The sequence below is a fragment of the Wolbachia endosymbiont of Wuchereria bancrofti genome (assembly GCF_002204235.2).
In the GTDB taxonomy this organism is placed as follows: domain Bacteria; phylum Pseudomonadota; class Alphaproteobacteria; order Rickettsiales; family Anaplasmataceae; genus Wolbachia.
Map to the genome: position 1 here is coordinate 1 of NZ_NJBR02000009.1, position 13,061 is coordinate 13,061.

Below are 13,061 nucleotides of genomic sequence, written 5' to 3' on the forward strand. Positions count from 1 at the left end.
GTTCTTTCATCTCCTGGTGCAAGTATTCTGCTGCTATTCTCTGCACATCTAGTAGTAATTCAGGTCCTGGACTATCATCTATCTGACAGTTCAAAAAGATTACCTTTGCTCCTGCTTTCTGGAACTCTTTAGATAAGAATTTCAGATCTGTACATCTACGTAAAAAACGGCCAGGCAGGTGAACGTAGATTTCACCAATTTTACCTTCTACTACTTTACCACGTAAACTGTATAAACCAGGATACTTTAAATTTAATTCGCTATAACCATTATCAATGAATTTATATTCATTTAGCAGCTCATACCTACCCCTATCAATTCTACTTTCCAAGTTAGCAAATTAGCTACCTATTGTATCCTTCTATTTGTATCCTTTTGTACTTGCCTTTTCAATAAAACTCTCACATATAAATTTACTACTTTCATTTTACCGTACTTCTTAAAGTTTGCTATTATTAATGGTTTACCTCCAATTTATAAATATATTAACCTTTTATATCTAATGAGTTAAGCTTACTGTATGCCAATCTCAAACATACATCTGTAAGAACATCTGTTTGCGAGAACAGTGTGCTAAATATTACAACAGATTTTACCTAAAACACAAGGTGTCTTTGAAGTAGCAAACATTGGAATCTGAGATACTACTTTAGTAATAAATACCTTAAAAATTTACCAGATAAAAAAAGGCAAAAGAAGCCTCTCTGATGGCTAGTTATTTATATTAACTTTATAAATTGGTGTTTTTTATTGTCTTAAACGCTTTAACAAGCGTATTTTACACTTATACTAAGTAAAAACCTTGAAAGTTTTTATAAAGACACGAGGTGCACATAGTACAAAAATAAAATACAAGACGCCAAGCATGTTAAGTTTTTTACCGTTTAGCCTACACAGACTGAAGACAAATAACAACCCCAGTACTATAGTAAAGGGGTCAGCAGACTTGTTAAGTAGTTTTTTTTGTTTCATGGCTGGGGCGCTATTAGAAGTTTGTTATGTAGGAAAACTTTTTACAGGGTGTATTTACCTCAAGTTTTTTGCAACATCAAGAGCTGCATAAGTGAATATTGCACTTGCACCTGCACGTTTAAAGCCAACCAAAGACTCATAGATTACCTTGTCATAATCTAGCCAACCATTGTTCGTTGCAGCTTTTATCATTGCATATTCACCACTTACTTGGTAAGCAAAAATCGGAAAATTAAACTCATTACTTGCTATTTTTATTATATCTAAATATGGCATACCTGGCTTTATCATAATAAAATCAGCACCTTCATTTAAATCCATTTCAATTTCACAAATTGCTTCTCTCGCATTTCTGTAATCCATTTGATAGCCACTTTTGTCAATAGAATTTGATGATACGCATGAACCAACAATTTGCCTAAATGGTGCATAAAAGCTGGAACAATATTTCGCTGCATAAGACAATATTGACACATCCTGAAAGTTATTATCATCTAATGCTTTTCTTATCCTTCCTACTCTGCCATCCATCATATCAGAAGACGCAACTATATTACATCCCGCCTTTGCTAAAGCAAGCGCTTGCTTGCACAATATTGATACCGTTTCATCGTTTTCTACATCTATCCGATTGCTTTTTAGGATGCCATCATGACCATGAGTAGTGTATGGATCCAGCGCAACATCTGCGATAATACCAATGTCCGGTACCTTTAATTTTATAGCACGAATTGCCTTGCAGATTAAGTTATCAGAATTGTATGCTTCTTCAGCATTCTCAGATTTTAATTTACTATCAACTACAGGAAAAATTGCAACAGCATTAATTCCTAAATCCTCAGCTTCCTGAGCTATGGAAACCGATCCATCTATTGAGTAACATTTTATGCCAGGTAAACTAGAAACTAGCTCAGTTGTTTCTTCTCTGTCATGAACAAACAGAGGAAAAACCAAATCATTCACTGATAAAGCGCTTTCACTTGTTAAATTGCGAACCCATTTGCTTGAGCGCCTGCGTCTTAACCGTGTGTTTGGAAAATTAAACATCATACTCCTTCTAAAACTACCCTAACAGAAGTAAATATCAATGGCATTTTTGCGATTTCTCCTCAAATTTCATTTTTATGAATAAAATATATAGTTTGTCTTTCTTATCAATCAATTCACTACTATTTCATGCAACTTTTTTATTTTATCAACAGAAAGGCCTATTGTTTCAGCTATAACACCTATAGACATACCTGCCTTAAGTGAATTTTTCGCTACTGCTATTTTAGCTTTCTTCATACCTTCCTCCCTACCCTTCTCTGCTCCAACTTTGATGCCTCTCTTTTTGCCGATTTTGACACCTTCTTCTCTACATTTTTCAGTAGCAAGATCAAGTCTGTATTCAAGGATGGCTTTTTCTTTCTGTAGATTCATTACTCTTTCTTCATACGCTATTAGATCTTCTTCATTCCAACGAAACTCATCTAACCCACCATATGTTAGCTTTGTTATTAGTACTTTTTTGGCAATCTTTTTTAGATCTGTTTCAGTGGTATCCTCTGCATTCTTAAAAAAGAAGCGCCAATGCTCTACTATATTTATTAATTGCTCTACTTTACTCTTAGAAAATTCAAGTAGTTCAATAAAGATAAATTGAAAATCTTTCAAGTAATGGCCATTGGTTTTTATATCATGTACATTATGATTAGATATATAATCAACCTCTTCAGAGAGTAAGTTATAATTGGAAATGGCAATAAAGAAAACTTTCTTTAAATCAATGTAATTACCAGATTTATCTAATTGCCTTGAGTAAGCCCTAACAGCATAAAGTTGAGCGTTTTCAAAGCCTTTGTTTATAGCGAGCTGCATTTCAATTATACACCTGGTTCCAGTGGCGTCCTTACAGAAAACATCAACTATGCTTTGTTTGTCAGAGGCAATTTCAGGATCGATTACAGCGCTTAAGAATTTTACCTCTTGTATAGCATTTATTTCAGTGAATCCTAAAATATCATTGAGAAAGCTAATAAGAATCTTCTTATTCTTTTCAGTGCCAAAGATTTTCTTAAATATTAGGTCAAATTTCAGATCAAGAAATTTTGATAAAGCCATGACACAAGAACCTTTAAAACTTTAATATTATATACTACGATACAAAATTTATCAAAAATTTTTTAATATAGTAATCGGCATATGTATTTATAACCCTCAACCCGGCAAATTTCCAGTAAGGAGTAGCACTCCTGAAATGAGTATTACCCAAAGCACAGATATTGGCAGAAACACTTTCCAACCAAGACGCATTAACTGATCATATCGATAACGAGGTATTGTCGCCCTAATCCAAACAAATATAAATAGTAGCAAGACTATTTTTAAAACGAACCAAATTAATCCTGGTATTTTATACAGTAAACTAAGCCTTAGTGGAGGATACCATCCTCCTAAAAAGAATATTGTCATCATAGCACTTCCTAAAATCATGTTTGCATATTCCCCCAAGAAAAAGAGAGCAAAAGGTATTGACGAATATTCGACATTATATCCAGAAACAAGTTCTGCCTCAGCTTCTGGTAAATCAAATGGGTGACGGTTAGTTTCTGCAAGTAGAGAAATAAAAAACACTATTCCTATGGGCATCATTAGCAAATCAATCCAAAACGGCATACTGTGTTTTGTAACTACCATCTCTCCAAGATTCAGCGTACCAGTCGTAATCACAACTGTGGCCACTATTAAGCCCATTGAGACCTCATATGAAATCATCTGGGCAGCTGACCTTATGCTACCCAAAAATGCATAATTGGAATTACTTGACCAACCTGCAACAATAATGCCATATATCCCTAGAGAGGATATAGCTAACACATAGAGTACTCCAATATTAACATTTGCTATCACTTTAGGAATCACTATCTGCTGTCCGTTTTCCGTAATTACTTCAGCACCAAATGGTATTACTGCCCAAACAATTAATGCTAAAGTAAAAGTAAGCATCGGGGCCATTATGAACAATATGGTATTTGCTCTAAACGGTATTATCGGTTCTTTGACTAGTAGCTTAATAGCATCTGCAAATGGCTGTAATAGTCCAAAAGGCCCAACCACGCTTGGACCATGTCTCAGTTGAATTGCACCAATAACTTTACGCTCAAAGTACACTAAATATGCAACCGAGAACAGTAGCGGTATCACAATAAATAAGATATTAACTAGCGTGTTCATAAAAAGCCTTAGTACAATTTGCCATTATTTTCGAAGCACGACTTATTGAATCTGTCATATAGAAATTACACTCTTTTAGGGAGAAAGGTACACTACTTAATTTTATCTCGTTGCAGGTAATTGACATCCATTTGTTTTTTACCACTTGATCAGTATTTCTAAATTGTGGGCCAATAGCATCTAACTTTTTTCTCACGTCAAATAAACTATCGTATGGTAAGGAAAGACCCAAATATTGAGATAAATTCTTAATAATCGACCAATCTTCCTTTGCTTCACCAGGAGGAGATACAGCTAACTTTGCCCTCTGCACTCGCCCTTCAGTGTTTACATAAGTTGCATATTTCTCTGTATATGCAGCTCCAGGTAAGATGATATCTGCCATGTGTGCCCCTCTGTCTCCATGATGACCTTGGTAAATCACAAATGCATTTTCTAATTTTAATGTGCTAATTTCATCTGCACCGAGAAGATAAACAACTTCTATCTCGCCACTTTCTGCTTGTTCCAGTATTTGGTTAATATTTTTTCCGTCTTTTTTAGGAACGAACCCAATATCTAGTCCACCAACTCTTGCCGCAGCTTTATGCAGCACATTAAAGCCATTCCAGTCATTTCTAACCATGTTAAACTTTTCTGCGATTGCACCAGCTAGAGCTAAAATTGATTCAGAATCGTCCCTTGTCAATGCATCTTGACCGATAATGAGCATAGGGTTCTGAGCAGCGCTAAGCAGCTTGCAAAATTTATGATTCCCTTTTGCTATTTCATTTAAAACACCAGGATTATTACCCAACTTTTCAACATGATACAAGTATTCAATATCAGGACCGATGCTTGCGATAGGAAAATTACCTTGTAAATATCTCTTTCTTATACGCGCATTAATAATAGGTGCCTCTACTTTGGGATTCGTGTTTATAAGTAGGCATAGATCTACATTTTCTATACCTTCGATAGTGGTATTGAACACATATGATCCACGATTATTTGGTATAAGTTTTGCTCCATCCTGTCTGCAATCCATATTTGATGAACCGAGCTTCTGCATAATTTCTTTCAGTAGAAGCATAGACTCACAATCCGCTAAATCGCCTGCAATGGCAGCTATTTTGTTCGGTTTTGTACTCCTTAGTTTTTTTGCAGCAACAGTTAGTGCTTCATTCCAATCAGCTGGAACTAACCTATTGTCTCTCTTTATATAGGGCTGATCGAGGCGTTGCACTTTGAGTCCATCATAAGCAAAACGAGTTTTATCTGATATCCATTCCTCGTTTACTTCTTCATTGAGTCTTGGTAGTATTCGCATAACTTCTGGACCACGATAATCAACTCTAATACTGCTTCCCACAGCATCAAGTACATCTATAGTTTCACAGTGTGATAGCTCCCATGGACGTGCTGTAAAAGAGTAAGGTTTTGAAGTTAAAGCTCCTACAGGACAAAGATCTATTATATTTCCAGATAATTCAGAGCTAATGTGTTTTTTTATGTAAGTGCTGATTTCCATATTCTCTCCTCTTCCAATTCCTCCAAGTTCGTTTGTGCCCGAAACGTCAGACAAGAATCTAATACACCGAGTACAATGAATGCATCGATTCATCTCAGCTTCAATCAGTTGCCCAAAATGTTTTTTTGGTATAGCTCTTTTATGTTCATCAAACCTGCTGGTTCCTTTTCCATAGACCATAGTTATATCTTGCAAATCGCACTCACCACCTTGATCACAAATTGGACAATCAAGCGGATGGTTGATTAGTAAAAACTCGAGCACTCCTTCACGTGCCTTTTTGACTTTAGGGGTATCAGTGTGAATAACCATACCTTCTGCAACTGGCATTGCACAGGAGACTACTGGTTTTGGAGGTCCACCTTTCACTTCAACCAAACACATTCTGCAGTTACCTGCAATTGCTAAACGCTCATGGTAACAGAAGCGTGGAATTTCAACGCCCACGGTTTCACAAGCTTGAATTATAGTAAGCCCAGGCTTTACTTCACATTCCTGAGAATTAATAGTAATTTTAACCACAAGTTTAAACCTACTATATAGCTTCCCACTTTATAGGGTTACCGCTCACTTCGTCTTTAACCAGATTGCCATTATCATATTGAGCAGATATATAATTCATGCGTGAATCACGGTCTATATACCTAACCGGTTTTACTGGCTTATTTTTATATATTTTTTGTTCTGCTTTTTTACGTTGAGTAGGGTTATTTTTACTAGCTGTTTTCGCTTTTCCGTCTGCTGCCATATGAACTCCTAAAAACCTCTTATTTTATTTTAAGACTTAAGTGTGTAGCGTCAATATTAAATAACTTTAAAGTTTTAATGAATAGCTAGAAATGTAAAAAGCTACTTGACAAATCTTGCCAACTACTATAGCACTGAAGTACTCAGTTATCTTCAATCTGTGCAGATTAAATAACAAAGTATCACGTAGTTAGCATCTTATGTTTAATTTTTTGCACTATGTGCACCCTTACTTCTTTACAACATTTCTAGGTTTTTACCTATATAAGCTGGAACGCGCTTATGAACCATTTAAGACAGTATAGTACGCCAATTTACAGGATTAGAGAGTAAACACTATTTGCTACGAGATATCTTTTGCCTTTTTTTCTATCTTAATAAATTTCTTAATGTTGGTAGCTACTATCATCCCGCTACTTGTTAGCGGGATCTAAAGATACCACAAATGAATTGCGGGATAACGTAGGGGCTGCGATACCCCAGCGCGTGATGCTGGTTTCTCATACTGGAAAACCATAGGATGATAGAAAATAGTAAATAAACTTACTAGACTCCAGTGTCACGCACTGGAATAACAGGAGAAGGAGGCGCTGATATGACACCATTTGCTATGTACATATTGTAACGTTCGTACAGTTTTTAGCAGATCGTTTTTAAAAGCAAACATTCATACATTCTCCTGCAAAATCCCCCACTGAGAAGTAACGCTACTTTAGCCAAAATATGTTTTAAATTTCTGCTAAAACCCCAGCCTATTATTATTAACTTTCGTAAAGGTTACACTCAAACTGCATCTCTGATCGTTTGGCATATCATATTTAATGTTAAGCATTGAAATTTCGCTGTTACCACAAGTATGAACATCGTTATATAATAACTTTATTGTGTAGCACTCTATATGCTTTTGCTTACCGTACACTAAATCACCCAACTCTCCTTCTAGTTCTACAAACTTCGTTTTTTTCTGATATTTCTTTGTTTTATCAAATCCTTATCCAGTGATATCAAAATAGGCAGCGTATGCCCAACATATTCTTTAGCTAAGAGTTTACTTTGGGGATACATGTTTATCTCCCTGCTATAATGAGAGTCTGTAAAATAGTTAGAATAGAACCTTGTCTTCAGCATGTATGTACTCATTAGTGGCATAATGCACACAACCGTAACTGAATTAAACTTTATAGTCCCCCACCTCGTTATTAAAAAAAATCATGAATGGCAGTGTAATTACCAGAAACATCATTTATGTAACCCACTACTTAACTTTTAAAGTCCTTAACTTATCATACCACACATAATTTACCAATTAACTAGAAAACCCTTTTTAACTATCCTTTAGCAAGTATCTAGGAAGCGTATTTGTAAGATTGCGACTTTCGTATCTCCCAATTTTTCACATACTGCTGAACTAACTCAGGATAGTTTTTAATAATTAATAAATTCTCAGCATTCCCTTTTTTAGCTGTCTTACTAAGGTTAAATGATCCTGTGATGACCTTTTGATTATCAACAATTATCACCTTATTATGGGCAATTTTTGGCTTATCATCAATCCAAACTGGTATTCCATTTGAAAATAATTTATTGATGACACTATATTTTGAGTGAAGTTGTGACTTATCTAAAATGACTTCAACATCAACGCCACGTTCTTTAGCATTAACCAAAGCCCTTGCAATTGTTTCAAGAGTAAACGTATATTCTTGAACTAAGACAGATTCTTTAGATTGGTCTATCTCGCTGATTATCAGTACAGCACAATCTTCTCCAGGTGAAAAGCAAACCTTAGCTCTTGGACAAGGTGAAAGCACACGACCCGTACAGCAATACAGAAAAAAACATACTAACAGAAATAAAAGGTATAAAAGCCTCACAACCCACACCTGAATATATGGTGATAAGCTACATCATAGCTTAATCATCTGTCAATCCATATTCCTCCCACTTCTCTGTAACCTTTTTTACTATTTCTTCACTCATTTCAATCTTCTTTCCCCATTCTCGTTTAGTTTCAGGTGGCATTTTGTTTGTTGCATCAAATCCCATTTTACCTCCAAGCCCACTTTCAGGAGAGGCAAAATCTAAATAATCAATTGGAGCATTCTCTATCATGACCGTATCACGTACAGGATCCATTCTCGTCGATATTGCCCACATAACTTCCTTCCAATCACGTATATTTATGTCGTCATCAACAACTATAATAAATTTCGTGTATAAAAACTGCTTGAGAAAAGAAAGTACGCCCATAATAATTCTTTTCGCATGTCCAGGATAAGATTTTTTCACCGACACTACTGCTATTCTATAGGAACAACCCTCTGGCGGCAGATAAAAATCCACTATCTCCGGAAATTGGTTGATAAGAATCGGCACAAAAATTTCGTTGAGTGCTTCACTAAGAATTGATGGTTCATCCGGTGGCTTGCCAGTGAAAGTGCTAAGATAAATCGGGTTCTTGCGCATTGTAATTGCAGTAATATTAAACTCAGGAAACTGCTCAACAGAATTATAGTAACCTGTGTGATCTCCGTATGGCCCTTCATCTCGATAGCTATCTAAACTCACATAGCCTTCCAGAACAATTTCTGCATGAGCTGGCACTTGAAGTGATATAGTCTTACAATTTACAAGCTCAAGGGGCTTCTTTCGCAGCAGTCCAGCGAATTGGTATTCCGACAATGTTTCTGGCACCGGAGTTACTGCAGCAATAAGTGTTGCAGGATCACTACCGATTACAGCAGCAGCAGGAAACTTTATACTTCGCCCATTCTCTTTCCATCGTTTATGGTGGCTTGCCCCACCACGGTGTGCAAGCCAGCGCATTAGAGTCGTTTTTTTATCCATGACCTGCATACGATATATTCCAAGATTAAAATTATCTTGTTTGTCTTCCGTTGGCCCTTTTGTTATCACAATCGGCCAGGTGATAAGTGGTGCAGGTTCATTTGGCCAGCATGTCTGAATGGGTAGCAAACTGAGATCCACATCATCCCCAGTTAGCACCACTTCTTGACATGGAGCTTTGTTCACGATTTTACTTCGCATCGACAACACAACTTTTAGCAGAGGAAACATTTTTATGACATCTTTGAGGTTTTTTGGCGGCTCAGGTGATTGCAAAAATGCCAAAAGTTTACCAAGATCTCTTAGTTCACCAGGGCTTATGTTCAACCCAAAAGCGATTCTCTCAATAGTACCAAATAAATTTACCAAAACCGGAATCACACTTTTGCCATTTTCTGTGACAACATTTTCAAAAATGATAGCTGGTCCTTTATTTGACGAAACTCTGCGGTGAATTTCTGTCATTTCAAGAATCGTTGAAACCTCTTTCTTAATCCTAATCAGATCCTTTTTTTTCTCTAAGGCTTCAATAAAGTCGCGTAAATTGTTGTACATAACTTAAAATAATCTTCTAGTGTAATCACCATGATATATCGTATTTTCTAGATATTGGTCCTCAGAAGCTCTATTTGCAGCAATTAACACTTAGAATATCTGCTTCTTCGACCTCGTTTTTTCTCTATAAACTGCTTTCTTTCTCTTTAACTGTTCAACAAATTCTTTTGTTACCACATAAGGTTTATCATTATACTTTATTTCACAGAGCATTGTACATTCATCTTCTCGATCAAAAACTAAGTCAATCTGAGCACCATTCCCTTTACTGTTTTTTTCCAGTTGATACTGTCAATCTCCACATATGACTGCTATATGCTCTATATTTAATTTTCTTCTAATCTTATTAGCATGTTTTAAGACGCACCACTTTAAATGTTTGCCCTGTCCATGTTTGCCAGGCTGGCTTCTTTATCGCTAATTCCCAATAGTGAGCATCACTTATTATTGCCCTTTTTATTACTTCCTTAAATGGCTCAATCCATGTTAGATAAATAATATATATTCATCAATTACTCTGTAATATACCCCTCTCTTTCCCTTGTTTAGCGGCAAAAAACCACTGATAAATCCTGCTTCTTCTAAACTCCTTAATTTAGTGGTTAAGCGACCACCCTCAGCGATTTTAGTTGTTTCCATAAGTTCTTTTCTGCTGATTCCTTTTGTTTTTTTTGCAATTGCACGAACAATATTTAGATATGTCTCTGGGCTCTTCATACAAAGAATGGAATAGCATATCAAATTCATCAAATAACAAACCATCCTTCTGAAAATAGATCACATTAATATTTTGTGCTGCTGATAGTCCTTTGCTTATTTCCTTAAGGTAATGCGGCATTCCTCCCATAGCCATATAAATCTGTAATATCTGTTGGTGATTAAGGCTAACTCCTAAATATCTTAGGTACTCTTTAGTTTCACGTAAGTTAAAAGGTTGCAAAGAGGTATTCTTGCAGTAATATAATCATGCAATCCTCCTTTGGTATAAATTATACTTTCTAACATCCAAGAAGCCGCTGAACCACATACAACCAAAATAAGTCCCTTTCTCGGTATGTCAACGTGTATTCCAAAAATATTCTAATTCTTTTAGAAAATCAGATCTTTTTTTGGATAAAAATCGTTTTATTAAATATGTTTTTCCTACACGATGCCGACCATAAACAGCAATAAATTCAGCAGATTGGGAACGAAGCCTATTTTCTAAAATAGCTATTTCCTTTTTTCTACCAATTATTAGTTCGTTCATATGACTTAACGTCGTGCTTGTTAGCATTATACATGGCGGTTATAAGATAATTAACTTTCTTTACCGCCGTATTTACAATCGCTACACGTGGCAGTAAAAGATAGAGCACTTTATAATTGGCCATTCTAACACGCTTTGTCCACCTGATCATCAAGTCCTCTGATGAATTCTATGATTGAGTTCCTCGTGTAAAGTTTGCACTTGTGGCAAAATTAGCTATAACATACACTTGATATAAATATTTTTATATATTAACATAAAATGTTTCTTTTAATAGAAGTAAATGTATATTAAAAGTTTTATATTGCAGGTCCTTTAATAAGTTTATGTCTAGAATACCATTTTTATTGATTTTAATAATAGTGATAGCAAGTTTACCAGTAATAAACAATTGGCTTTCACATCACAATCAAACTCTAAACGATGATTATATAGGTGAGAGACTAGATAACTATATAAGTAGAAATTTTGACAAGATTATCAAAATTCTCCGGGAAGAATCAATCAAAAGCAGTTATGCTACTTGGGATAACGCAACTAAAGGTAAAATTTTACAGTACAAAAATAAAATATTTGATCTCGCTTATCCTTATTTAGGAAATGAAGATAGCAATATTATAGCTGTAGGATTTTTTGACTATTCTTGTGGATATTGCAAAGCCATAAAAGATAACATAAAACAGTTAATCAATGACGGCAAGATTAAGTACATCTTTAGGGATACTCCCATACTTGGTAACAACTCTTTAAAGGCAGCAAAAAGTGCTTTAGCTGTCTATTTTATTGATAAAGGAAAATATTTTGATTTTCACTATGCCATCTTAGATTACAAAGGAGATCTTTCAGACCAAAATATATTGGACATAGTAAAAAGCATAGGAATTAATGAGAATAACTTCAATAATTCTATGAAAAATAATGCAGACAAAATTGAGCAAATGATAGATGATAGCAAACTTTTAGTTAGGGAACTAGGAGTAGGTGGTACACCTTTTTTAATAATCGGAGACAGTCTGTTTATAGGAGCAACCGATTTGGATGTATTACGCAAAAAAGTAGACGAATTAAGCCACAAACAAAACTAATTGTCATAAAGTTTTATTTTCTTTACTTGACAACCTAAGCAAGTTTGAGTATAGTAATTATATGTGTGATATACTATACAAGTAACAACACGTAGTATTAATTTAATGTACTATTTTAGCAGGGTTTTAGCCCATTTTTATGTTACCCATTTAGCTAAATAAAGTGCTCTCAAGCTGTAACGTTTATATAACTTCTTTAATTAAACTATTTCAATTTTTTTCTACAGGGGAATATATGTCATTTACAGAAATTAGATTTTCAGAAAACATATCCTATGGGTCCACTGAAGGACCAGAATCTTCTATCGACATTGTAATTACCCATAATGGTTGTGAACAGCACAACATTTCAATTGATTAAAACCTATGCAAGTGGAAAAGACAAGCATATATGCACAATTAAAGCCAGTACATGACACAGTAAAGATTTACCTAAACGGTAAAGAAGAGAGCTAATATTCAGTAAATTATTCAACGGGAGAAATAACGTTTATGAAACCACCAGTGAAAGGTATAATAATTACGGCAAGTTTTGAATTTGATGTGCATACACACTTTGATACAGATTACTTAAACGCTTCTATTGATAACTACGGCAGCAACAGCTGGAACACAATATTCCCTTAGTGGAAGTGAAACATCAGTCATAGAGCATAGGCCTACATCATATTACAAACTTGAAGGCAACTGCTAACCTTATGTTCTGTATCCGCTCAGCTCAGCGGTTTAAGAGAGATACTACTTCTTCTTTAAGTTGTACAATTTCATCTTGAGAAAGACCAGTAGTTCAAGATATGATATCAATTGATACACCTGCTTTAAGTAGATTCTTTACTACTTCAATTTTTCCTTCCTCCTTACTCTTTTCCTCACCAATTTT

General features: G+C 35.2%; 12 protein-coding genes and 2 pseudogenes. 2 read left to right on the plus strand and 12 right to left on the minus strand.

Annotation, left to right across the window (positions count from 1 at the left end; all coding sequences use genetic code 11):
• The 11 genes from CCY16_RS00775 to CCY16_RS05285 form a co-directional block, all read right to left on the minus strand.
• Nucleotides 1-331 (minus strand): recombinase family protein (locus tag CCY16_RS00775; RefSeq protein ID WP_179946010.1); only part of this gene is annotated, 331 nt, incomplete at its 3' end.
• Between the two features lie 695 nt (nt 332-1,026).
• A complete protein-coding gene (gene hemB / locus CCY16_RS00780) occupies nt 1,027-2,019 on the minus strand; it encodes a porphobilinogen synthase (protein ID WP_088414205.1) in 993 nt (330 codons plus the stop codon).
• Between the two features lie 111 nt (nt 2,020-2,130).
• The gene (locus CCY16_RS00785; protein ID WP_088414207.1) at nt 2,131-3,075 is read right to left on the minus strand and encodes an Rpn family recombination-promoting nuclease/putative transposase; all 945 of its coding nucleotides are present in this window, start codon (nt 3,073-3,075) and stop codon (nt 2,131-2,133) included.
• A gap of 96 nt (nt 3,076-3,171) precedes the next feature.
• Nucleotides 3,172-4,188 (minus strand): NADH-quinone oxidoreductase subunit NuoH, encoded by a 1,017-nt coding sequence (gene nuoH / locus CCY16_RS00790; RefSeq protein ID WP_088414209.1) that lies wholly within the window; start codon nt 4,186-4,188, stop codon nt 3,172-3,174.
• The gene (nuoG, locus tag CCY16_RS00795) at nt 4,172-6,220 is read right to left on the minus strand and encodes an NADH-quinone oxidoreductase subunit NuoG (protein WP_088414211.1); all 2,049 of its coding nucleotides are present in this window, start codon (nt 6,218-6,220) and stop codon (nt 4,172-4,174) included. Before nuoG ends, nuoH begins: the two co-directional genes overlap by 17 nt.
• 13 nt (nt 6,221-6,233) lie before the next feature.
• Entirely contained in the window at nt 6,234-6,446 is a 213-nt protein-coding gene (locus CCY16_RS00800) for a hypothetical protein (RefSeq protein WP_088414213.1), read from the minus strand.
• A gap of 738 nt (nt 6,447-7,184) precedes the next feature.
• Nucleotides 7,185-7,364 (minus strand): hypothetical protein, encoded by a 180-nt coding sequence (locus CCY16_RS05915; RefSeq protein ID WP_245800665.1) that lies wholly within the window; start codon nt 7,362-7,364, stop codon nt 7,185-7,187.
• A gap of 427 nt (nt 7,365-7,791) precedes the next feature.
• A complete protein-coding gene (locus CCY16_RS00810) occupies nt 7,792-8,319 on the minus strand; it encodes a phospholipase D family nuclease (RefSeq protein ID WP_088414219.1) in 528 nt (175 codons plus the stop codon).
• Nucleotides 8,320-8,359: 40 nt separating this feature from the next.
• On the minus strand, nt 8,360-9,847 hold the full coding sequence (locus CCY16_RS00815; protein ID WP_088414215.1) for a UbiD family decarboxylase: 1,488 nt from the start codon (nt 9,845-9,847) through the stop codon (nt 8,360-8,362).
• Between the two features lie 486 nt (nt 9,848-10,333).
• Nucleotides 10,334-10,564: an ATP-binding protein gene (locus tag CCY16_RS05280; RefSeq protein WP_143696890.1), complete on the minus strand. Its 231-nt coding sequence runs from the start codon at nt 10,562-10,564 to the stop codon at nt 10,334-10,336.
• Between the two features lie 340 nt (nt 10,565-10,904).
• The gene (locus CCY16_RS05285) at nt 10,905-11,096 is read right to left on the minus strand and encodes an ATP-binding protein (RefSeq protein ID WP_143696891.1); all 192 of its coding nucleotides are present in this window, start codon (nt 11,094-11,096) and stop codon (nt 10,905-10,907) included.
• 326 nt (nt 11,097-11,422) lie between these two features.
• Between CCY16_RS05285 and CCY16_RS00825 the strand changes: the two genes are divergently transcribed.
• Together CCY16_RS00825 and CCY16_RS06785 are read left to right on the plus strand one after the other, a co-directional pair.
• A complete protein-coding gene (locus tag CCY16_RS00825; protein WP_088414217.1) occupies nt 11,423-12,181 on the plus strand; it encodes a DsbA family protein in 759 nt (252 codons plus the stop codon).
• Nucleotides 12,182-12,416: 235 nt separating this feature from the next.
• Nucleotides 12,417-12,831, plus strand: a pseudogene (locus CCY16_RS06785) (DUF2460 domain-containing protein).
• A 137-nt stretch (nt 12,832-12,968) separates the two neighbouring features.
• Here the strand turns inward: CCY16_RS06785 and CCY16_RS05930 are convergent.
• Nucleotides 12,969-13,061 (minus strand): annotated as a pseudogene (locus CCY16_RS05930) (Rpn family recombination-promoting nuclease/putative transposase); the annotation flags it as partial.